Below are 21,271 nucleotides of genomic sequence, written 5' to 3' on the forward strand. Positions count from 1 at the left end.
CTCGGTCAGTTGTTGCTTCCGCCGTTGCCGTTTCCGCCGCCGTTGCTGCCGCCGTTGCCGTTCTGGCTGGGGGTCGGCGACGGCGCCGTCTGAATCGTGGCGGCCGCCTCGGAAGAGGCGGGCGACGTGCGGTCGCCGCTCTCACCCGCGCACGTCACGGTGTACGTGACCGAAAGGGCTCCGGAGTCTCCGACGGTGACCGGAGCCGGGCGCTGGTTGAGGCTGAAGCTCGACGTGGTCTGGCCGTTGGCGAACGTGCCGCCCGAGACCGTGAAGCGGTACTCCGACGGGGTCAGACCCGCGGGGCACGTGTAGCTCGACCACATGACCTGCACGGTCGAGCCCGCGGTGACGCTGGTGACGGTCTGCCCGTTCGACTGGATGGTCGGTGCGGCCGGCGCCTCGAGCGGGCTCTGCTCGGCGTACGACGTCAGGGTCACCGAATCGGTGGGCTTGACGTTGCCGAGCGGGACGACGTCGTAGACCTGGCCGACCTGATCCTCGCTCGGAGCGGGGTTGCCGGGAGCGCAGGTGACGTTCTCGAGGCCGGCGCGCTCGGCGACGGCGAGAGCGTCTTCGCACGAACGGCCGGTGAGGCCGAGGCCGTCGACGTTGATCGACGTCGGGGTGCTCGGGGTCGCCGGCGCCGAGGGCGTATCGGCGGGGGCGGACGGTGCCGAGTTGCTCGGGGTCGAGGGAGTGGGCTCGGGGTCACCGCCGCCGGAGAGCAGCGCGAAGAGCGTGCCGCCGAGCACGATCACGAGCAGCGCGATGAGCGCGACGAGAGGCCAGGTCCACCGGCTGCGCTTGCGCTTGGGCGTCTCGTTGAGATCGGCGTCGGCAGCCGCGGCGTCCGACCCGGCGCCTGCAGCGCCCGCAGCGGCGAGCCCGGCACCGGCCGCCGCAGCGCCTGCCGGCAGCAGCAGAGTCGCGGTGTCGCCTCCCTCTGAGGGCAACAGCTGCGTCATGTCGCTCGTGCCGGCGCCGGCCGCGATCGCCGGGACCGCAGCGTGAGCCGCGGCCAGATCTCCGCGGCGGAGGGCGGATGCCGCCCGTGCGACGGCCGACGCGGATGCCGGACGGTCATCGGGCTTCTTCGCGATCATCGCGAGGATGAGCCTCTGCACCGGGTCGGAAACGGTCGCAGGCAGCGGCGGAGGCTGCTCGTTGATCTGCGCCATGGCGATCGCGACCTGCGACTCACCCGTGAACGGACGCTTGCCCGCGACGGACTCGTACGCGACGATGCCGAGCGAGTAGATGTCGGTCGCCGGGGATGCCGGGTGCCCCGAGGCCTGCTCGGGGGAGAGGTACTGCACCGTGCCCATGACCTGACCGGTCGCTGTCAGCGGCACCTGATCGGCGATGCGCGCGATGCCGAAGTCGGTGATCTTCACGCGGCCGTCGGGGGTGATGAGAAGGTTTCCCGGCTTGATGTCGCGGTGTACGAGGCCAGCCGCGTGCGCAGCCTGCAGCGCCGATGCGGTCTGGGCGACGATGTCGAGCGTCTTGTCCGACGACAGCGAGCCCTCGCGCTCGAGGATGGTCGACAGCGCCTCGCCGGGGACGAGCTCCATGACCAGGAACGCGCTGCCGTTCTCTTCGCCGTAGTCGAAGACGCTCGCAATGCCCTCGTGGTTCACGAGTGCAGCGTGACGGGCCTCGGCGCGGAAGCGCTCGAGGAACCCGGGATCACCCATGTACTCGTCTTTGAGGATCTTGATCGCCACCGTGCGGCCGATGACGTGGTCAGTGGCTTCCCACACCTCGCCCATACCGCCGATCGCGATCCGCGAATCCAGTTCGTAACGCCCGCCGAAGCTCACGCCTTGCATGGGTCTCATCTGTTCAGCACCGCCTCGATAACCTTCTTCGCAATGGGGGCTGCGATCCCGCTGCTCGTCCCGGCCTGCCCCTGGCCGCCCCCGTTCTCGACCATCACTGTGACGGCCACCTGGGGGTCATCCGCCGGCGCGAAGCCGGTGAACCACAACGTGTACGGATCGCCTGGACCGTGCTCCGCAGTGCCCGTTTTTCCGGCGACATCGACGCCGTCTATTCTTGCACCGCTCGCCGCACCATCACGGACATTGGCGACCATGAGGGTTCGCATCTGCTCGGCGACATCCGTGCTGAGCGCACGTCCGAACTCGCTCGGCTCGAACTTCTCCTGCACCGTCAGGTCTGGTGCGACGACGGAGTCGAGCAGCTGCGGCTTCATCACCATGCCGCCGTTCGCGATGCCGGCCGAGACCTGGTTGATCTGCAGCGGCGTCGCGACGACGTCCCCCTGACCGAAGCCGGAGAGCGCCGTGCGGGCGTCGTTCAGTCCTCGGGGGTACTCGGACGCGGCCGCCGGGAGCGGGATCTCCATCTCGCTGTTGAACCCGAACTTCTCGGCCTCTTCGCGGATGGCGTCGTCGCCGAGTTCGACCGCGAGCTCGGCCATCGGGATGTTGCAGCTGAGTCGGAGCGCGGTCGCCAGGGTGACCGTGTCGCCGGGGCCACAGGTGCCGAGGTCGAAGTTGTGGAGCGTGTTGCTCGTGCCGGGGATCGTCCAGGTCGCGGGGTTGGGGAACGTCGAGTCGGGCGTGTACTTGCCTGACGACAGTGCGGCCGAGGCCACGACGAGCTTGAAGGTCGATCCGGGCGGGTTGAGGTCGCCGCCGATGGCGCGGTTGAACAGCGGCTTGAGGGGGTCGGCCGCGAGCTGGTCGTATGCCGCGTTGACCTCGGCGGAATCATGCGAGGCGAGCAGGTTGGTGTCGAAGCTCGGGCTCGTCACCATGGCCAGGATGCGTCCGGTCGACGGGTCGCTCGCGACGACGGCGCCCTCGTACCCCTGCAGGGCGTCGAAGGCGGCCTGCTGGATCTTGGGGTCGACCGTGAGCAGCACGTTCGACCCGCGCGCGGGTGCACCCGAGATGATCTGCTCGAGGCGGGCGAGGAACTGCGTGTCGTCGGTGCCCGAGAGCGACTGGTTCATGATCTGCTCGATGCCCGTCGACGAGCCCAGCACCGGGTTGATCCAGCCCGTGATGGGCGCCCACAGGGCGGCATCCGTGTACTGGCGCTGCCACGAGTAGATGTCGCCGCTCGGCACGGATGCCGCAACGACCGAGCCGCCCGCGATGATCGACCCGCGCTGAACCTCGAACGAGTCGTACAGCGTCCGCCGGTTGCCCGGGTTCTCGTTCAGCGCCTGGGCCTGGATCACCTGGATCCAGCTGGTCGAGACGAACAGCGCGAGGAACATCGCCAGCATCACGAAGCTGAGGCGCCGCAGTTCCTTGGTCATCCGATCACCACCCGGGGTCGAGAGCGAACCGCATCCGAGATGCGGAGGAGGAGGGCCACGATGATCCAGTTGGCCACGAGCGACGAGCCGCCCGCTGCGAGGAATGGCGTCGTCAGGCCCGTCAGGGGGATGACCCGGGTCACGCCGCCGACCATGATGAACACCTGCAGCGCGATCGTGAACGACAGGCCGGTCGCGAGCAGCTTGCCGAAGTCGTCCTGGCCCGCCAGGCCGATGCGCACGCCGCGGCTCGTGAAGACCATGTAGAGGCACAGCAGAGCGAAGACGCCGATGAGGCCGAGCTCTTCACCGAGGCTCGGGAAGATGTAGTCGCTCTGCGACAGCGGTGTCATCCACGGGCGACCCTGGCCGAGCCCGGTGCCGATGAACCCGCCCTTGGCGAGTCCGTAGAGGCCGTTGATGAGCTGGAAGCTGCCGCCCGCGGCATCGACGTTGTTCGGGTCGAAGGGGTTCAGCCAGTTCTGGAAGCGACCGTTGACGTACGGCAGCACCTGCGAGGCGAGGATCACCCCTGCCAGCACCAGGCTGAGGCCGATCATGACCCAGCTGGTCTTTCCCGTCGCGACGTAGAGCATCGCGATGAACATGCCGAAGATCAGGGTTCCGGTGCCCAGGTCGCGCTGGAGCACGATGATGCCCAGCGAGATCGCCCAGATGACCAGCACCGGGCCGAGCTCGCGTGCCCGGGGCCACGTCACGCCGAGGAACCGGGTGCCCACGGACGTGAGCGACTCGCGCGTGCGCACCAGGTAGCCCGCGAAGAAGATCGCCAGGGCGATCTTCGCCAGCTCGCCGGGCTGGAACGAGACGATGCCGCCGATCGACACCCACACGTCGGCGCCGGCCTCGACACCCAGGCCCGGGACGAACGGCAGCAGCAAGAGCGCGATGCCCGCGAAGCCGAAGACGTACGTGTACCGGAAGAGCACGCGGTAGTTGCGCAGGGCGATCACCACGATGAGCGCGGCCACCAAGGCGATCGCGCACCAGACGATCTGACGCACGGCCAGCATGTCCCAGCCTTCGGACGTGCCCTCGAGGTCGATGCGGTAGATCATGGCGATGCCGATGCCCGACAGCAGGGTGGCGATCGGAACGACGAAAGGATCGGCGTCGCGTGCTCGCAGGCGCAGCACCACGTGGATCGCCAGTGCGAGCGCGTCGAGCACGGCGCAGTAGACCAGGAACGACGAGTCGATCGCCCCGTTCTTCCCGAGCTGCACGAGGGCGAGGGCGGCGGCGTTGATCACGAACGCGAAGAGCAGCAAGCCGAGCTCGCGGTTGCGCTGCGTCTGCGGCATCCGCAGTTTGCGCAGTGCCTTGATGACCGAGGTGTCGGCCGAGACGGCGGTGCCGGTCACGATGATCCTCCGTCCACACGCAGGTTCTCGACGATGGCCTGCGCCTCGGCGAGCGAGTCGGCCGTGATCGCCTGCTTCACCAGGTCGAGCTGATACGGAGGCAGGTCCGCGAGGGGGATTCCGGTGTCCTCCTCGGGCGAGGAGAGCGAGATCGGTCCGATGCTCGGCGGGATGCCGCGGTAGATCACGACCGTGTCTTCGTCGACGCCCACGAAGTAGCGGGTCTGCGTCCAGCTGTAGGCGCCGAACAGCACGACCCCGATCGCCGCGAGGATGACGATGAAGCCGGCGAACCAGGTGAGTCGGCGCCGGCGCGCGCGGCGGCGGTCCTCCTCGATGAGCTCTTCGAGGAACTCAGCCGCGGGCTCGAAGTGCGTGGGCTCGTTCGCGGCCTGGCGGGCAGGATGCAGCCAGCTGCTGCGCTGCGGGCGAGCCGCGGGCACCTCGATGCCGAGCGGGTGCGAAGCCGAACCGACGACCGTCGGCGGTCCGCTGAACAGCGGGTGTTGCCCACCGACGTCGACGATGACGATCGTGACGTTGTCGGGCGCGCCGCCGTCGAGCGCCTGCTTCAGGAGGCTGTCGGCCGTGCGGCCCGGGGCCCAGCCCTGCCCGAGGGCCTTCGCGGTGTGCGCGTCGTCGACGACGCCCGAGAGGCCGTCGGAGCACAACAGCCACCGATCGCCGGGCTGCGTGGGCATGACGAACGTGTCGATCTCAGGATCGGGGTCCATGTCGCCGAGCACACGCATCAGAACCGAGCGACGCGGGTGGTAGCGGGCTTCCTCGGGGGTGATCCGGCCCGAGTCGACCAGGCGCTGGACGAACGTGTGGTCCGTCGTGATCTGTGTGAGTGCTCCGTCGCGGAAGAGGTACAGGCGCGAGTCGCCGATGTGGGCGATGACGGCGTACTCGTCGACCATCACGAGAGCGCTGACGGTGGTGCCCATGCCGGCGAGCTCGGGGCGCACCTTGACGGTGCTGATCAGCTCGGCGGCGGTGTCGGCCAGCGCCTCGCGCAGGGCGGCCTCGGCCTCGGTGGTCGACGAGAAGGCCTGATCGAGGCTCTCGAGCCGCCGGACCGCCAGGCTCGACGCGACGTCACCGCCGGCGTGCCCGCCCATGCCGTCGGCGACGACGAACAGGTTCGAGCCGCAGAAACCCGAGTCCTGGTTGTTCGAGCGCACCTTCCCGGTATGCGAGATGGCGGCGCTGGAGCCTTGGAAGACCATGCGTGAGGGCTACTTCCGCAGTTCGAACGTCGTCGCGCCGACCTTGATCGGCGCTCCCACGACGACCGGAACCGGAGAAGCGACGCGCTCGCCGTCGTGCCACGTGCCGTTGGTCGAGTCGAGGTCCTGGATCATCCACTGGTTGCCCCACAGCACGAGACGCGCGTGGTGGCTCGAGGTGTAGTCGTCACGGATGACGAGACCCGATTCGCTCGAGCGGCCGATGGTCAGCGGCTCGGAGCCGAGCGGAAGTTCGAGGCCGGCCTTGGGGCCGCTGGTGATGACGATGCGCGACACGGCGTCGGTCGTCGCCTTTCCGCCCTTTCCCGCCGGCGGGGGAGTGCCGACGGCGCCGACCGCCGCCGTGGCGGCATCCGGAGACGAGGTGGGCGGGCGGGTGACCGCCGGGCTCGTCTCCGGGGCGGCACTGGCGGCCGCCGGCTCGGGGAGCTTGCGCACCTTCACACCGAACAGGTCGGCGCGGAGCGAATAGACGACGGCGAAGACGAAGAACCACAGCAGCACCAGGAAGCCGATCTGCAGCAGCAGGAGGGTCAGCGGACTCATCGGGCGTCACCTCGGGTGTCGTACATACGGGTCGCGTCGGCAGCCGACATCCGAGGACGCGCGGGGGCCTGAGTCTGCGGGACGACGCGGAAGACGATGTCGGTGCGACCGATGTGCACGACGCCGTCCGACGGCAGGGCGGCCTCGCTGACCCGCGCGCCGTTGAGCTGCGTGCCGTTGGTGGAACCCAGGTCGCGCACCATGGCGCGCTCGCCGTCCCAGAGGATCTCGACGTGCTTCCGACTGGTTCCGGCGTCGGGGATGGTGATGTCGGCGTCGCTGCCGCGCCCGATGACGGTGCGCGCGGCGACGATCGGATGCCGCGTGCCGTCGATGTCGAGCACGGCCTGCCACGACACGCGGGCGCCCGCGTTCGAGTTGGAATCGACGCGGACGGTGCCCGTCGACAGCTGCGGGTCGTCCTGCAGGGCGACGGTCACGGCACCCGAGAACGAGTAGCCCTGGGCCTTCGCGTGCTTCTCGACCAGGCCGCGCAGCTCGTCGAGGAGGGCGGGGCCGATGGCGTTCATGCGCTCGGCGTCGGTGTCGGACAGGCGCACCGTGAAAGCGTTCGGAACGAGGATGCGGTCGCGGCTGACGACGGCGGCCTTCTTGTCGAGTTCGCTGCGGAGGGCGGATGCGATCTCCACCGGCTGGACGCCGCTGCGGAAGGTCTTGGCGAACGCGCCGTTGACGGCACGCTCGAGACCCTTCTCGAAGCTGTCAAGTAGTCCCACGGGGCTCCTCAGGCAGGCGGATGGTTGCTTCATCGTAGTCAGCGAGGCTGAACGGACCATGCATTGGGCCTCGGATAGCGGCTCGGGGGCCGTCGGTGGCGTGATATCCTCGGGAAGTTGAGTTCGTGGAAACACGGTCTCGCGCGAGTGGCGGAATAGGTAGACGCGCTGGCTTCAGGTGCCAGTGCCCGCAAGGGCGTGGGGGTTCAAGTCCCCCCTCGCGCACAGTGAGACGAAGGCCTCCGACCGGGAAACCGGCGGAGGCCTTCGGCGTTCTGTCATCTTTTCTCTTATTGGGTGCTCATGTCACGCCGATAAGTTCGCGTGGTCGCCACCGGCGGCGCCGTAGGTGACGAACCGGGAGAGCCGATGCCCACGACTGTTCTGCTCGTGATCGGCCTCGCGTTGTTCATCTGGGCGCTGTGGAGTCGTCTGTTCCGTCGGGCGAGCGTCAACGGGCCTATCGTCATGACGGCCATCGGCCTCGTCGCGGGCGCACTCCTGCCCACCCAGAATCTTCTCTTCATGGAGTCGAAGGTCACTCTGGTGCTGGCCGAGGTCGTGCTCGCGTATCTGCTCTTCGTCGACGCCCTCGATGTCCGGGGCTCGTTGCGCTCGCAGTTCACGGGTGTCCCGGCACGGCTCCTCGGCATCGGGCTGCCGCTCTCGCTGCTGCTCGTGCTCGCGGTCGGTCTGATCTTGCCGCTCGGGCTGTCGATCGCCGTGATCCTGGCGATCGCATGCATCGCGGTTCCTGCCGACTTCGCCCCCGAGACCTCGCTCGTCCGGGACAGTCGGGTACCCGCTCGGGTGCGTCGGTGGCTCAGTGTCGAGAGCGGTTACAACGACGGTCTCGTGTCGCCGTTGCTGCTCGGTGCCCTCGCTTTCGCCAGCGCGGGGGACACCGGCGACGCCGGACGAGCGTTCGCCGTCGCAGCCCCTGCCGGACTCATCGCGATCGTGGTGGGCGGGCTGCTCGGCCTCGCTATCGGTGTGACAACGCGGTTCGCCGAGGAGCACGGCTGGACCGAGGCGCAGAGCATGCGGATCGCCTTCGTCGCCGCGCCCGTCATCGTGTTCGCGGCGGCGGTCATGCTCCACGGCAACGGCTTCGTGGCGGTGTTCGTTGCCGGGTTCGTGATTCGTGTCACACGAGGGGCCAGCGGCATCCCGCGCGCCGAGCTCGCGCTTCTCGAGGACTTGAGCTGGCTCGCCAACCTCCTTCTCTGGCTGGCGTTCGGCTTCGCCGCGATCATCCTGCTCAGCGAGACCTACGACTGGTGGCCCGCGATCGTCTTGGCGCTCGTCGCGCTCACCGTCGGCCGCTTCGTGCCGGTGGCTCTGGCCCTTCGGGGCAGCAACGCCACCGCCAAAGAGCGGTTCTTCATCGCCGCGATGGGCCCGCGCGGTGCGGCATCCATCGTGTTCGGTCTGATCGCGGCCAACGCACTCCCCGGCGAGGACGGCTTCCTCGTGCTCGCCGCCACCTGCATGGTCGTCCTCGGCAGCGTCGTGCTGCACGGGATCGGCGGCCCGTTGCTCGTACGGCGTTTATGGGGTCCACCGCATCCTGACCACCATCGGCTGTCGAAAGTGAAGGACTCGCTATGAGCGCAACCGCCCACCAGATGGATCTCCGTGCCACCGACCCGAACGACCGGATGTCGTTCGCCCGGCGTCTCCAGGCGGCGTTCGCGCTCGCACTGACCGATCAGGGTCCGAGCTCGGACGTCCCGACCCCCTCTGACCGCGAAGTGTTCGCCTCGTTCGACGACGACGCCTCCGAGGTGCTCGACATCGTGGCGGGGGACGAGGTGGTCGGCGGAGCGGTCATCGCGGGCGACGACGCTCGCCGGTCGCTCGAACTCTTCTTCATCGATGCCGGGGCGCAGGGCCGGGGGCTCGGGCGGGCTGCCTGGCACGCGATCGAGGGACGCTACCCGGGCACCCGGATCTGGGAGACCCACACTCCCCACTTCGAGGTGCGCAACATCCACTTCTACGTCAACGTGTGCGGCTTTCACATCGTCGAGTTCTTCCACCCGGGACATCCGCTCGAACACCGCGGTGAGACGACGACGGGAGAAGACTCTGCAATCGACGGCGACGAGGACGTGCCGGAGCTGATGTTCCGGTTCGAGAAGGTGATGCCCCGCGCCGTCACGACGCCGATGCCTCCAGAGCGACCTTCGGCTTGGCCCACGAGCGACCGCGCGTGTCCTTGAGGATGTCGTGTTCGACGTCGACGTGCGGCTCGATCGCGCTGTACTTGTCGTTCGGCGCGCCGATGACGAGCTGGAAACCCAATCCGCGCCACGCACCGATCGCACGCTTGGTGAAGTGGGCATCGGCCTAGATCAGGGCCTCGTCCATGAACACCGGGGCGTAGCGGGGCGCTCGGCGCGGGCGTCGCCGAGCTGGTGGCGGAATAGGTAGACGCGCTGGCTTCAGGTGCCAGTGCCCGCAAGGGCGTGGGGGTTCAAGTCCCCCCTCGCGCACAGTGAGACGAAGGCTTCCGACCCGGAAACCGGCGGAGGCCTTCGGCGTTCGTATGGGCTCAGCGCTGTTTCGCTAGGACGTGAAGCGACGCGGTCCGGGCATCCGCAACGGGGAAGCGTCCCTGTTCGATTCGCCGGACGGTGACAGCGCCCGACGTCGGGAGGCTCGCGTAGCACTCCGCCTCCTCGGGCGTGAGGAAATCGAGGCGCTGCGGTATCCGCCGCCGTCGGCGCGGCGTACTTCGCGAAATCGCCGCGCTCCGCGCTATGCCCAGTAGACAATGCCTTGTACGGCTACAGCGCAGAGAAGTATGCACAAGCTCACGCTACCCATGACGGCCACCGCTGAACGGGACCGGGCGACGCTGCTTGCGATCAACGAGGTGATGGCAGCGGTCGGGAGAGCGATGATCGTGAGGATGATCGCTGCGAGCGTGACGATGTTCGCCTGATCGTGCGCTGCGGCGACGAGAAAGAACGCGAGCAAGCCAATGAAGACTGCGGCGACGTCTCCGACCATCACATGCAGCACCCTGGTGGCGTTGCGCGTGATGATCGACCCGAGAAATCTGACACCGACTCCAACCGCGAACATCGCCACCGGATGGAGAACGTCAACTCGTATCGAGTTGATATTGACGCCGGCAACGATCCAGTCTCCGATCACTAAGAGCAAGGTCGCCACTGCGAGAACCATGCCCATGCAAAGCATGTTCACGCCCCTCGCGGTGGCGACCTTACGTTCCATGATCTGAGACTAGTAGGACGCGCTCTGCTCGTAGAAGCCGGGGGAGCAAGCGAGTGGCCCAAGCAGGCACTCGAACCCATCGTTCGGCAACCGCGCGATCGTCTTCCAGATGGTGTGGCTGCCGTTCGGAGGCGTAAACCCGCCGTACATCTCGTGGGCCGGAGCGCGGAACCTGCTTCCATCGACAGAGATCGTGCCGCTGCGGTAGAACTCTACGGTTTCGCCGTAGGTGATCGCCCCGCTGTACTCAAAATCGAGAAGCGCGCACCCGAGATTGCTTCCATAGTGCTGGAGGCGAATCTTGGCGTAGCTGGAGTTCGCCTGCGCGTCGTGGAACGTCATCGAGTCCATGTTCGCGTAAAGAGTTCGGTCGAGATTGCCATTCTTGTATATTCTCGTAGATCCCACATCCTTCACCCAGCTCATTTTGTGGGGCGCGGGGTTGTCCCAGTTGACGTTGACGAACATCATTGTTCGGTAGTTGGCAACCCCCCAGGGAGTCTCGGGCGCCGGGAACTCGTAGGTCCGGAAATCACCACCGAAGTGCCATTCGTCGAACGGATGGTTCAGATTGCACTGGAGCCCGCCCACCCGCAGATCGGGGATGAACGTCTTGTGCACGTACTGGTTGTACCACGGCTGGTATGTGCGAGGTTCGATGAGGCGCTCCTGATCCTCGCTTGCAACCCCCGTGAAGGTCTGGAACGTGATAGTCCGGGAGGCCGTACTCATCTGGTCACCCGAGGATCTGGCGGTCGGTGAGGCCGCGATCATGCTGAAGGTGTACGACTTCTCCGGTTCAAGACGAGGCGTCACGAACAATCCGTTCTCGCTGACGCCAAGGAGCGAGTCACCTTCGTACACGGAGAAGGTTTCCTTCTCGGGCCATGCGAACGATGCGGTCGAATCGGTGAAGGCGATAACACTCACGACCTCCCAATCCTTGGGGTCGTCACTGAGTGGGTCTGTTTCGATTTCGCCGGAAACGGGACCAGGTGGTTCCTCTGAGAAGGTCAAGTTTGCGGGTTCAGGTACAGCCGACACGGTTTCTTCAACCTTTGCGCGGTCCCCTTCAGCGATCGCGCTGGACTGGATGAGTATCTGGACGGGTGTCTCTTCGCCCGTCACCCCGGTGACTACCCGCTCGCCCAACTCGTGGTCGTCGCTCTCCACGGTGATAGGGTCTCCGCTGATGGTGCGAAAAACGCCCCGCTCGGCAGCGACCGCATCCACAATTCCTTCGGCCTGGTCATCGTTCGCTTGCGCGGCAGACCCGACGAATCCCGTGAGGAATGCGCCCCCCCAGGATAGCGACGCTCACGATCGCGAGCGGTCTTCGGCAGTTTTGAACTGTCACGGTGTCCTCCATTGGATTACCTACGGAACCGAGGTGCAGGCTCCTGCCTTCAGCTTGTCAGAACTAGCGTGGTAAATACTAGAGGCCTGTTCGGTGGCAAGAAGAGTGAGCAAGTAGAGCGCTAGTAGCGGCGCGATCACGCTCTGATCACCGCCCCAGGGGGCGAGGATATAGTCCGCATGTTCTTGAGGAATCAGCCACGACCCCCTACGGACCGCAGCTCTGCGAGGCCGCGAGATAGTCCGTCGCCACGCGTGCACGAAAAGGAGCAGCACGCGCGCTCTCCTCGGCTTCAACATGGCCTTCCAAATCGTAGGCCGCGCCATGACCATCACCACCGGGCAGATCGAAGGCTGAGTCGCCCCGTTGCGGCGAACCCATCACTTCGCCGCGCCCGCCCACTTGACGGCAACAACGCCACGTGCTCAGGAACACGAACTGAAGGACGCAGCGCCCCTCATAGAGCTTGTGAACGTCACCACGGCACCGGACATCTCGACACTCACGCAGCGGTGCCCGGCGCAGGCGCTCACCATGCGGCGCGTCGGTGACAAAGTCCCGCCCGTGTGGGCCAGTGAAGACCCAGCCCGACGCGGCGTCCTGGTCCGTCTGAGTGCCGCACCCGGATGGAGAGGAGCTGGCACCGCTACCCCTCCCGTCAATGGACCATCCCCATCAGCGGTCGCTGATGGGTCGAAATCCAAGACGACGTCCGCACCGACACCGAGATGGGGCCCGAAGAGATTCACCTTGGCCACGACCTTGAGACCACCCCTGAGGCGACGGATCAAGCCGAGCACGACTCCGGCGTCAGGCGATGCCCGAGTTGGACTTGTCGATCAAAGCGTCCTGGTCAGCGGCGTCGACCCCGAGTGCGGTCATCGTGGTCCGGAGCTCGGTCTCCCCGGAGTCCGGGACCTCCAGGCTGACTGCGGACGCCGGCGACGCGACGAGCAGCGCGGATACCGCCAAAGTCGCGATACCGGCACCTAGCCCGACCTTCTGGTGACGCTTGAACATGTGATACCTATCCTTCTTTTGCTCTTCTGGATGACCGGGGGCCGCGGTAGATGAACCACGCCGCCGGTCCGATGAGAGGGAGAAGCACGATTGCCAGGCACCACACCACCGACCAGAACACGCCTAGTTCTTGACGCGCGCCACCCAAGCTGAGCAACGCAACGACCATGACGATGAGGATGAAGATCCCCCCGAATGTCCAGGCGATGTCGTAGAACGGCATGAGTCCTCCTTTGCGCAGCAACTTAAGAAGTTGCCCGTTGACGTGCTCTTCTCGAGCGGATTGCACAGTCTCGTGTGGGCCTGTATGAGTCACCCATGATGCCGGTCAGGACCGCGATGCACCGCAGAGACGTTCGTCCCCGCAAGGCGCGTCACGCAGGCGGTGGAGACGCGTTCACGCCGCTCGAGTGGGCCGAATGAATGAGAAACGGCATCCGAAACGTCAGCAAAGCGTGCCGAGCGTTCATACAAATGAGTGAGATCGTGCCCTCGGCGGATGCCCGGCGTCGAGCCCGTCAGGATGCCGGGGCCTCCAGGGCGACCTTCGGCTTGGCCCATGAGCGGCCGCGCGTGTCTTTGAGGATGTCGTACTCGACGTCGACGTGCGGCTCGATGGCGCTGTACTTGTCGTTCGGTGCGCCGATCACGAGCTGGAAGCCGAGTCCGCGCCACGCCCCGATCGCCCGCTTGGTGAAGTGCGCGTCGGCCTTGATCAGGGCCTCGTCCATGAAGACGGGGGCGTAGCGGGGGCGCTCGGCGCTGGCGTCGCCGAGCTGGTAGCGCAGGGCCGCCCCGACGATGAAGGCGATGAGCTCCTGCGACTCTCCGCCGGACTTCTCGCCGATGTGGTCGTAGAGCGCGACATGCTTCTTCGTCACGGCATCCACGCGCTCGGCGCTCACGCGAACGTGGTTGCGCACGTCGATGAGGTCGCCGAAGTCGGGCGCCGACCGCCGCATGTGCCCGATGAGGCGCGACATCCGGCGGTACGCGTGCTCGCGCTCGTCATCCGTCGTGGCGTTCTCGATGAGCCCGCGCACCTCGCGCAACTCGCGCCGGAAGCGACGGCGAGGTTCGGACTGGTTCTCGCGCGTGGTGATCTGCAGGCGATGGTCGTCGTCGTAGAACGGGAGGTCCTGCATGATGCGGTTGATCGGGTCGATGCGATCACGGATCTCGCGTATCGATCGGCTGAGCGTCGAGTCGAGGTTCGTGAGGTCGTTGCCCGACAGTTTGAGGAGGCTGTCGCGCCACTCGGCCTCCAGCTCGTGCAGTCCACTGGTCTCGAGGGCCTGGAGAGCGCGTTCGAAGTCGTCGATCGAGGTGTCGGGGTCGGGTAGCAGGTTCGGATTCGGCCACCGCTCGAGGAAGCTCACCATGATGCGTCGCAGGCCATCGCGGCTCTCGTCGAGGGCGTCGACGGCCGCCCGTCGGTCCTCTGCGAGGCGCTGCGCGGCCGTCGCGAGTGCCGCGGAGAAGCGGTTCAGCGCCTGGGACGGGCTGGCGTCCGAGGTCGGCCCATCGAGATGGAATCGCTCGTCGAGGAACGCGGACTGTGCGGCGGTGAGAGTACGCCCTGCCCGCTCGGCATCGTCGAGCACGGACTGATCCGAATCGACGTCGTCGATCACCTCGGCCCACTGCGCCTCGATCTGATCACGTTCGATCGACACGCGGGCGATCTCGTCGCGCAGGTGGGAGATCCGGTCCTTGATGTCGGAGATCCTCCGCTGCACATCGGCGATCTCCGGGTTGGCGGCTGTGACGTCGCTCTGCACGCCGATCCAGCGCTCACGTTCCGCGGTGACCGCCTCGACGTCGACTTCTTCCCAGGTCAGGTCGGTGATCTTGGCGTAGACGGCAAGGCGCGAGTCGACCGTGTCGAGCTCGGTCTCGGCGACCTTCCGCTCTCGGAGGGCGTCGTCGAGACGGCGACGAGCGTCCTCGATGAGACGTGCCACGTCGTGCCGGCGTCGCTCGTTCGAGAATCCGAGGACGTTCTCGCGACCGTGGCCACCGTGCGCGCCGCGGTTGCCCTGCGCGACCTGTCCCGTGATCGTGAGCGCCATGCGATGCTTTGGCAGCTCGGCGCTGGAATCGACGCAGACGTATCCGTGACGGGTCTCGAGCCGCTCCTGCAGCCAACCGGTGAACGGCGAGCTCTGGTAGTCGAGGCGGCCCGGGAGCGTCTGCGGATCGAGGTTGGCGACCGGCTCCATGCCGGCGTGCACGCCCTCGAAACGCAATCGCACGGGGGTGTGGACCGATTCGATCGCCGCCCGGAAGCGTCCCAGGTGAGCGGTGTCGATCAGCACCGTTGTCGCGAAGCCGCCGAGCGCAAGGTTGAACGCCTCGCGCCACGGCTCGAACTCGGTGCGCACCTCGATGAGCTCGCCGACGAACGGGAGGTCGGCCGTCGTGAGCCCGGCGGCCTCCGCGAGCCGCTCGCGCGACTCGTGCAGGGCGGGTGGGATGTTGCCGTGGCGAGAGGCCACGCGCTGAGCCTCCGCCTCCAGCTCTGCGACCTCGATCCGCGCGGCCTTCGCTGTCGACGCGGCTTCAGCGAAGGCGGAGCGGGCACGCGCCTTCGCATCGGAGTCGGCGAGCTCTGCCCGCGCGCGGGAGATGAACGCGGTGAACTCGTCGCGGTTCGAGAGTTCGACGCCCAGACCGCGGAGGGCGGCATCGAGCACCTCGCGGTGACGCCGGACGTCGGTGAGCCGCCGTTCCACCTCGCGCAATTCGCGCTGCGCCGTGGCCAGGCGATCCCCGCCGGAGAGCCGGAGCACGTCGATCAGGCCGTCGCGTTCGGCCTCGGCGCCGTCTGCGAGCGCACGCTTCTCGCGCAGCGTGACCTCGGCCGCGTTCTTGCGCTCGCGCAGCTCGGTCTCGACGTCGCGCAGCATCCCGAGGCGTCTGTCCGCTCGCCAGAGCGTGGCGAGCGAACCGGCATCCGAGAACGAGCCGACCTCGTCGATCAGGTTCACGCGCTCGGTCGCGGCGGCCATCTTCGCCCGCAACTGCGGGATGGGCGTGAGCGCGGTGACCTGCTGCCGGGCCGTCAGCATGCGCATGCGCGTGCTCTCGAGTCCGTCGAAGTGCGCGACGACGGCGTCGGCGGTCTCCATCGTCTCGGGCTCTTCGAGCACGAGACGCTTATAGAGGTCGTCGACGGTCGTGATCTGCTGGCCGGCCTGGATGCGCGCGAGCAGGCTCATCGCCTTGGCCCCGGCCCCTGCCGCCCCGATGCCCAGCACGGCATGCAGGCGGGCCGAGAACTCGCGGTCCGTTCCGACGGGCTCCAGACCCGCAGCGCGCACGGCGGAATCGGAGAGTCGCTGCGCGGCGGCCGGCTCGAGCGAGCGGAGATCGAAGGCCCGATCGGTCGTCGCCCGCACACGCACGGTGTCTTCGAGCACGCGTGCACTGGCCGGGATGTACCAGGCTCGCACCGCCGTGAACTGCGACCCGTCGTGATCGATCCACGTCATCGACACCGCGGTCCAGGTGTCTTCGCCGTCGCCACGGAGGACGGTCATCTTCGTGCCGTCCTCGGTGCGCGACTCGTCGATCTTGCCGCGGCCGTAGGACAGGATGTTGCGCTGCTCGGAACCGCGCGGACGCCCCGTGACGCCACCGTTCGAGGCGCCGTTGAAGGGCGTGGTGTGGGGCATCATGAGCGCAATGTACGCGTCCATGAGCGTGGACTTGCCCGACCCCGAGCCGCCGCACAGAAGAGTGGCACCGGGGGAGAAGCGCACGCGATGGGCGCCCTCGTAGCCGCCCCAGTTGATGAGCTGCAGGTCTTCGGCGAGCCACTGCTGGCCGCGGGATGCCGCCGGGATGAGCCCGAACAGCGTCTCGAGCATCGTCACAGCTCCTCCTCCTGAGGCTCGTCGTCTTCGTCGTCTTCGTCGTCTTCGTCGGCCGCGACGCCACCGGTGTCGTCCGCCTCTGACCGGTCGCGCAGCCAATCGCGCAGTTCGCGCAGCTTCTCAGCGCTGAGGACGATCTCGACGAGCGGACTGATGCGGAAGCGTCCCGTCGTCTCCTCGTCGACGATGCCGTCGCGCGCGAGCCGGTCCATCGCTTTGCGGATCAGTCTCTGCCGCTTCGCGGTGTCGCCGTCGGCATCCGCGAAGTAGCTCATCACGGTCTGCTCGACGTCCTCGATGTCGACCCGGGCAGCCGGCTCACCGGCCGCCGACTCCCGCTGGTACACCGTGCGCAGGTGTACGAGGACGAGGGTCTCGGACCGCGTGTATGCGGCATCCCGAAGCAGGATCGGAACATCGAGCTCGTCCGAGCGCACCTGCTGCTTGTAGGCGACGCCCCGGTCGTGGTCGATCACGAGCCGCACGAACAGGTCGTTGAGGCGCGATTCGATGAGCTGCTGGTTGTCGAGCAGGGCCGTCCACTCCTCGCGGTTGCGGTCCGCGAGCACGAACCGTCGCTGCAGCAGGTGGACGAGCACGCGGCGCACCGCGGGATCGAGCACCCCGCGATCGCCGGGGAAGAGCTCGCCGAGGTCGTCCTCCATCGCAGCGGGCTCGACGAATGCGCCGTCACCCGGGGCCTCGTCTTCGGCTGTGCCGAGGCTGGCGGTGTCAGTCATCGTCGGGCTCCTTCGAGGTGCGGGCGGTCACGGATCCGAAGGCGAAGCGCCGTGTCGTCCCATCGGGGCGACGCGCCTCGACCACCGAGAGGTCGTCACTCTCGCGCATGCCGTTGCGGTGGGCGATCTCGAGGAGACCGACCAAGTCGACCGGACGGCGGACGTCGTCGTCCGCGGCGAGGAAGGCCTCACCCAGATCGAACTCCTCGCCGAGGGCCGCGACGTGAGCTTCGAGCTCCGCATAGCGCGGACCGCCCCACGCGCGCGTGTCGGCATCCAGAATCTCCGCGTCTGCGTCGGACTCCGTCAGCGGTGCCGGCGCACGGGGCGGGCGGATGTCGGTCGTCGACTGCCGCAGGTGGCGGATGTCGGCTGTGGGCAGGCTGCGGATCATGTCGACGGTGGCCTCGGATGACGTGCTGTGCGTCCAGGCTTGCAGACCGGCCATGACATCGCGCAGCAGATCGTCGACGTGGCGATCGCGGATGGGGTCGTGCGTGCGCACCTGCGCGGTGATGACCCGCGACGCACGGCGCTGCGCGGTCAGCACCTCTTCGACGCCGAGTTCGACGCGCCTCGAGATCGCGTCGAGCTCGGCGCGCTGCTCGGCGTCCATGAGACGCGCGAAGGGCTGTGTGAGCAGGGTGTGCAGCTGGTCTGTGAGGCTGTCGATGCGCTCGGGATCACCGATCAGCCGGAGCGCGCCGGCGAACGCCCGGCCTTCCGGCGTCGACTGCATGACGTACTGTCCGCGCTGCAGGTACTCGCGCAGCACTTCGCCGGTGGGTCGCACGTCGCGCCGGAGGTCGGCGATGACATCGCGCTGCATGGCCTTAATGGACTCCGCGACGCGCGTGAAGTCGGCGGGCAGCTCGCGCGCGAGATGCAGCACGTTCTCCGCCTCTTCGAGGAGCTGCTCATCGTCGATCGGCTCGGATTCCCCGAGCTGAAGGCGCGCGATCTCGGCGTCGAGCGCGTCGCGTTCGCGGATGAGGCGAGCCAACCGCACCTCCGGGTCGGTCTCGGCGTGGTCGGAGAGCCGTTCGACAGCCTCCAGGAGGGTGCGGACACGGGAGTTCGAGACGCGGGTGCGTCCGCCGGTGGTGCGTCCGGTGATTTCCAGCGCGCCCACCGCGTGGGCCGTCAGCCGGTAGACCTCGACGTCGCCGTCGATCTGGGGGACGAGCCATCCCACCCGCACCCAGTAGCGACAGATCTCGCGGGCTGTACCGGCCGGCAGCGCGCGATCGTCCTCGTCGTATCCGGCTGCACGCAGCTCGTCGAGGATCTCGGCGACCTCGGCATGCGCATCCGAGATCTCGACGGACGGCCGGTCGACGGAGAAGACGAGTGAGAGCGTCGCGACCACGAAGGGCGCGTAGCGGCCGTGGAGGAGATCGAGCGTGGGGGTGCGGAACGCCGACAACGCACGCAGATACGCGGCCTCAGCGCGAGTACTTCCCATCCATGCAACAGTATCCGGCGCGCCGACATCGAACTGTCAGGTCAGATCCCGTCGAGCGTGGGCGGGAGCGCGAACACGAGCTCGTCGATCTCCTCAATTTGGCGACGAAGACAGATTGAGGCTTGACCTTCAAAGAACCGGTTGGAGCAGGACCTTTGTCGTACCCCCCCAGGGCGGGCCTGAAGGTGGTGCCGTCACAACCCTTCCTATGACTCGAAACCAGCATGGATCAGACGCGTGTTGGGTGCTGACCCGTGCGATTATTCCGCTCCCTCGCGTGCGCGTGCGCGTGCGAGGGCGCGTGGCCGTGGCCGACGCCTATGGCGACACCCTCAACACCTACATCGACCGAGCCGTGGGCGAACAGGCACCCGCGCGGCCGCGGGCGATGTACCTCCCGGGCGCCGATCAGCGCTTCCGGTTCCTCGCCTTCGACCTCGACGCGCACGGAGACGCCGCAGCGCCCCTGCGTGACCTGAACGTCCTCGCCGGATACCTCACGGACGCTGGCATCCCATTTCTGGTCTGCGAGTCCGGTCCTGCCGGCGGCCGACACATCTGCGTCGGCTTGGCCGAATCGATCGAAGCCGACACCGTGGCGACGCTCAACCGTCTCGTCAAGCACCTCTGCCCGCTTTCCAACCCCCGCGCCGGCTGCGTGCGCCCTCCAGGAGCGCCCCACTGTGACGGAGGGGCATCCGTGCCGCTCACCGGCTCCCTCGACGTCCTGACGGCCCCACACCTCTGCCGCGGCGATTCGTGAACTTAACAGCCGCCTGGCGGCCCTCGTCGACGACGCCGAGCCCGCAGATTCCGACCGGGAACGCCCCAGCGGCCCTATCCCGGTCGATGCCACCGCCGCCTGTACCTGCCGGGCCAGCGCCGCGAGCTCCCCGCCGTCAGCGCAGCGGCCCTCCGGGAGCTCCCGGCCGGCGCCGATGCCTCAGCGCAGCTGTGCCGCGTTCTCGTCGGCGCGGCCGCCGCCAGGTGGCACCACGCCGACGTCGCCGCGCTCGTCGACGACGCAGCCGGCCTCGAGCACGTGCGCACACGCGCGACCCCCCCCGCGGCCGCGCCCCGCGTCGACGAGGCGTACAGGCCGCGATCCTCGCCCGGCAATGGGACAAGGCCGTACGGTACGTCGCTACCAGCGCACGTCAGATCGGCCTGCACACAGTGGGGAGGGCCGAACTCGTTGATCGGCAGTCGAGCCGGCGTTGCCGGCACAGCATGGACCGTGGCGCCGCGCTATTGCGCGCCTGGCTCTTGCCCGTGAAGTCTCAGGATGACCGAGCTTTCAGAGTCAGCCTGCGCGTAGATCACGAATTCCCGATCTTGAGCGTGAGCTGTGGCCCACCTGAGCACATCATGGAAGCTACCGGCGTGCTCGAGCAGCCATTCGTCGCTGGCCCCGTCCCGCGACCAGAAGTCAACTCGATAGATCGGCCCGCCGACGACCTGCGACGCGTAGCGAGGGTCCACGCTTCGTGCTTTCAAAGAGCTCATGCGACTCAGATGGTCTTCCAAACGGTCTTAGTCTGGGAGCCGACCGTCGACAGCTGCCCCCCGACCTCGAAGTACCAGGTCGCGGTTGCCCTCCAGAACCCGGTTCCGCGGCCACCATTTTCTCCCTGCTTGGGTGTGTAGAACGTCTTACCCGTCCCATTGACGACCACGTTCTGCGTTAGTGAGCTGGATGCTCGGCTGGAGAACGACAAGTTCGAGGTGTTGTTGGCAGAGTTCGAGGGGGCGAAGTAGAGCGAGCCAGCATGCTTGATGTCTACAGTCGCAGGTGCGTTGCCAGTGCCACTGCACCAGATCTCCGTCTTGAAGATGGCGCCACCAGCTCCGGCCGAGTAATGAGGATCGCGGACGGCATTCGTGCTCGTCGTTCCCGCGCAGGTGACGCTGAAGCCAGTGGCACCTGCCCGCGTGATGGAGACTTCGAAATTGCCGTCGGCGTCGGCGGGGGTGACTACGGTCGTCTCGAGGGATTCGAGCGACGTGTCCATTCCCCGCTGTTCGTGGATCTGCTGGACCTCGTGCTCGATGGTGTCTTCGTCGATTCCCGATGCCGCCGTCGCCGCTCCTGCGGGGAGGCTCAGGGCGATCGCTGCCGAGACTGCGACCGCGAGAATTGTCCTAGATCTTGTTGCGATTCTCATGCGTCCTTCTTTTCCATCTCCAGGCATCGAACGGCTTTGGCTCAATGATGCTCATTGTGCCAAAATGCTCGTTCAGCCGTAAGTAGAAATTCGTGGTCTAGTCTGGTAGTCGCCATGTGTAGGAGGTCTTGGCTGGTCGCTCGGCGGCTTCCTTGTTCGTGGCCGAGGGCCTCACCACGCACCG

Annotated in this window: 17 protein-coding genes, 2 tRNA genes and 1 pseudogene; 5 read left to right on the forward strand and 15 right to left on the reverse strand. The window is 67.2% G+C overall.

Annotation, left to right across the window (positions count from 1 at the left end):
* Nucleotides 1-5: 5 nt before the first annotated feature.
* The 6 genes from QUC20_RS00120 to QUC20_RS00145 are packed head-to-tail and all read right to left on the reverse strand — an operon-like array spanning nucleotide 6 to nucleotide 7,216.
* A complete protein-coding gene (locus QUC20_RS00120; protein WP_289330529.1) occupies nucleotides 6-1,844 on the reverse strand; it encodes a serine/threonine-protein kinase in 1,839 nt (612 codons plus the stop codon).
* On the reverse strand, nucleotides 1,841-3,298 hold the full coding sequence (locus QUC20_RS00125) for a peptidoglycan D,D-transpeptidase FtsI family protein (RefSeq protein ID WP_289330530.1): 1,458 nt from the start codon (nucleotides 3,296-3,298) through the stop codon (nucleotides 1,841-1,843). Before QUC20_RS00125 ends, QUC20_RS00120 begins: the two co-directional genes overlap by 4 nt.
* Nucleotides 3,295-4,620: an FtsW/RodA/SpoVE family cell cycle protein gene (locus tag QUC20_RS00130; protein ID WP_289331542.1), complete on the reverse strand. Its 1,326-nt coding sequence runs from the start codon at nucleotides 4,618-4,620 to the stop codon at nucleotides 3,295-3,297. Before QUC20_RS00130 ends, QUC20_RS00125 begins: the two co-directional genes overlap by 4 nt.
* A 56-nt stretch (nucleotides 4,621-4,676) precedes the next feature.
* Nucleotides 4,677-5,912 carry a PP2C family protein-serine/threonine phosphatase gene (locus QUC20_RS00135; RefSeq protein WP_289330531.1) on the reverse strand — a complete coding sequence of 412 codons (1,236 nt, stop codon included), beginning with the start codon at nucleotides 5,910-5,912 and terminating at the stop codon, nucleotides 4,677-4,679.
* Between the two features lie 9 nt (nucleotides 5,913-5,921).
* Entirely contained in the window at nucleotides 5,922-6,479 is a 558-nt protein-coding gene (locus QUC20_RS00140; protein ID WP_289330532.1) for an FHA domain-containing protein FhaB/FipA, read from the reverse strand.
* Nucleotides 6,476-7,216 carry an FHA domain-containing protein gene (locus QUC20_RS00145; protein ID WP_289330533.1) on the reverse strand — a complete coding sequence of 247 codons (741 nt, stop codon included), beginning with the start codon at nucleotides 7,214-7,216 and terminating at the stop codon, nucleotides 6,476-6,478. Before QUC20_RS00145 ends, QUC20_RS00140 begins: the two co-directional genes overlap by 4 nt.
* Before the next feature lie 141 nt (nucleotides 7,217-7,357).
* Here QUC20_RS00145 and QUC20_RS00150 point away from each other — a divergent pair.
* The 3 genes from QUC20_RS00150 (at nucleotide 7,358) to QUC20_RS00160 (ending at nucleotide 9,441) form a co-directional block, all read left to right on the forward strand.
* Nucleotides 7,358-7,441 (forward strand) — tRNA-Leu (locus QUC20_RS00150).
* 144 nt (nucleotides 7,442-7,585) lie between these two features.
* Entirely contained in the window at nucleotides 7,586-8,827 is a 1,242-nt protein-coding gene (locus QUC20_RS00155) for a cation:proton antiporter domain-containing protein (RefSeq protein WP_289330534.1), read from the forward strand.
* Nucleotides 8,824-9,441, forward strand: a complete 618-nt coding sequence (locus QUC20_RS00160) for a GNAT family N-acetyltransferase (RefSeq protein ID WP_289330535.1) — start codon at nucleotides 8,824-8,826, stop codon at nucleotides 9,439-9,441. Before QUC20_RS00155 ends, QUC20_RS00160 begins: the two co-directional genes overlap by 4 nt.
* On the opposite strand, the pseudogene QUC20_RS15960 reads toward QUC20_RS00160, so the two are convergent.
* Nucleotides 9,377-9,642, reverse strand: a pseudogene (locus QUC20_RS15960) (hypothetical protein); the annotation flags it as partial. The gene QUC20_RS00160 and the pseudogene QUC20_RS15960 overlap by 65 nt on opposite strands.
* On the opposite strand from QUC20_RS15960, the gene QUC20_RS00165 reads away from it, so the two are divergent.
* Nucleotides 9,617-9,714, forward strand: a tRNA-Leu gene (locus QUC20_RS00165). The pseudogene QUC20_RS15960 and the gene QUC20_RS00165 overlap by 26 nt on opposite strands.
* 265 nt (nucleotides 9,715-9,979) lie before the next feature.
* Here the strand turns inward: QUC20_RS00165 and QUC20_RS00170 are convergent.
* The 7 genes from QUC20_RS00170 to QUC20_RS00200 form a co-directional block, all read right to left on the reverse strand.
* Entirely contained in the window at nucleotides 9,980-10,462 is a 483-nt protein-coding gene (locus QUC20_RS00170) for a hypothetical protein (RefSeq protein ID WP_289330536.1), read from the reverse strand.
* Between the two features lie 9 nt (nucleotides 10,463-10,471).
* Entirely contained in the window at nucleotides 10,472-11,635 is a 1,164-nt protein-coding gene (locus QUC20_RS00175) for a hypothetical protein (RefSeq protein WP_289330537.1), read from the reverse strand.
* Nucleotides 11,636-12,629: 994 nt separating this feature from the next.
* Complete coding sequence (locus QUC20_RS00180) at nucleotides 12,630-12,839, reverse strand: hypothetical protein (RefSeq protein WP_289330538.1); 210 nt, start codon at nucleotides 12,837-12,839, stop codon at nucleotides 12,630-12,632.
* 7 nt (nucleotides 12,840-12,846) lie between these two features.
* Nucleotides 12,847-13,062, reverse strand: a complete 216-nt coding sequence (locus QUC20_RS00185; protein ID WP_289330539.1) for a PLDc N-terminal domain-containing protein — start codon at nucleotides 13,060-13,062, stop codon at nucleotides 12,847-12,849.
* Between the two features lie 295 nt (nucleotides 13,063-13,357).
* Nucleotides 13,358-16,717, reverse strand: a complete 3,360-nt coding sequence (locus tag QUC20_RS00190) for an ATP-binding protein (RefSeq protein ID WP_289330540.1) — start codon at nucleotides 16,715-16,717, stop codon at nucleotides 13,358-13,360.
* Nucleotides 16,714-17,457, reverse strand: a complete 744-nt coding sequence (locus tag QUC20_RS00195; protein WP_289330541.1) for a DUF4194 domain-containing protein — start codon at nucleotides 17,455-17,457, stop codon at nucleotides 16,714-16,716. The genes QUC20_RS00190 and QUC20_RS00195 overlap by 4 nt, the downstream gene beginning before the upstream one ends.
* Nucleotides 17,450-18,922 carry a DUF3375 domain-containing protein gene (locus tag QUC20_RS00200; protein ID WP_289330542.1) on the reverse strand — a complete coding sequence of 491 codons (1,473 nt, stop codon included), beginning with the start codon at nucleotides 18,920-18,922 and terminating at the stop codon, nucleotides 17,450-17,452. Before QUC20_RS00200 ends, QUC20_RS00195 begins: the two co-directional genes overlap by 8 nt.
* A gap of 301 nt (nucleotides 18,923-19,223) precedes the next feature.
* Between QUC20_RS00200 and QUC20_RS00205 the strand changes: the two genes are divergently transcribed.
* A complete protein-coding gene (locus QUC20_RS00205; RefSeq protein ID WP_289330543.1) occupies nucleotides 19,224-19,685 on the forward strand; it encodes a hypothetical protein in 462 nt (153 codons plus the stop codon).
* 748 nt (nucleotides 19,686-20,433) lie between these two features.
* Here the strand turns inward: QUC20_RS00205 and QUC20_RS00210 are convergent.
* Nucleotides 20,434-21,087 carry a hypothetical protein gene (locus tag QUC20_RS00210; protein ID WP_147374375.1) on the reverse strand — a complete coding sequence of 218 codons (654 nt, stop codon included), beginning with the start codon at nucleotides 21,085-21,087 and terminating at the stop codon, nucleotides 20,434-20,436.
* Between the last annotated feature and the right edge of the window lie 184 nt (nucleotides 21,088-21,271).

This window comes from Microbacterium arborescens, assembly GCF_030369635.1.
GTDB lineage: Bacteria > Actinomycetota > Actinomycetes > Actinomycetales > Microbacteriaceae > Microbacterium.

Bases quoted from the DNA above. Each gene is read 5' to 3' on its own strand.
- QUC20_RS00135 (WP_289330531.1), bottom strand. From the start codon at position 5,912: ATGGTCTTCCAAGGCTCCAGCGCCGCCATCTCGCATACCGGGAAGGTG.
- QUC20_RS00140 (WP_289330532.1), bottom strand. From the start codon at position 6,479: ATGAGTCCGCTGACCCTCCTGCTGCTGCAGATCGGCTTCCTGGTGCTG.
- QUC20_RS00160 (WP_289330535.1), top strand. From the start codon at position 8,824: ATGAGCGCAACCGCCCACCAGATGGATCTCCGTGCCACCGACCCGAAC.
- QUC20_RS00185 (WP_289330539.1), bottom strand. From the start codon at position 13,062: ATGCCGTTCTACGACATCGCCTGGACATTCGGGGGGATCTTCATCCTC.
- QUC20_RS00195 (WP_289330541.1), bottom strand. From the start codon at position 17,457: ATGACTGACACCGCCAGCCTCGGCACAGCCGAAGACGAGGCCCCGGGT.
- QUC20_RS00180 (WP_289330538.1), bottom strand. From the start codon at position 12,839: ATGTTCAAGCGTCACCAGAAGGTCGGGCTAGGTGCCGGTATCGCGACT.
- QUC20_RS00120 (WP_289330529.1), bottom strand. From the start codon at position 1,844: ATGAGACCCATGCAAGGCGTGAGCTTCGGCGGGCGTTACGAACTGGAT.
- QUC20_RS00200 (WP_289330542.1), bottom strand. From the start codon at position 18,922: ATGGGAAGTACTCGCGCTGAGGCCGCGTATCTGCGTGCGTTGTCGGCG.
- QUC20_RS00210 (WP_147374375.1), bottom strand. From the start codon at position 21,087: ATGAGAATCGCAACAAGATCTAGGACAATTCTCGCGGTCGCAGTCTCG.
- QUC20_RS00125 (WP_289330530.1), bottom strand. From the start codon at position 3,298: ATGACCAAGGAACTGCGGCGCCTCAGCTTCGTGATGCTGGCGATGTTC.
- QUC20_RS00155 (WP_289330534.1), top strand. From the start codon at position 7,586: ATGCCCACGACTGTTCTGCTCGTGATCGGCCTCGCGTTGTTCATCTGG.
- QUC20_RS00170 (WP_289330536.1), bottom strand. From the start codon at position 10,462: ATGGAACGTAAGGTCGCCACCGCGAGGGGCGTGAACATGCTTTGCATG.
- QUC20_RS00130 (WP_289331542.1), bottom strand. From the start codon at position 4,620: ATGCCGCAGACGCAGCGCAACCGCGAGCTCGGCTTGCTGCTCTTCGCG.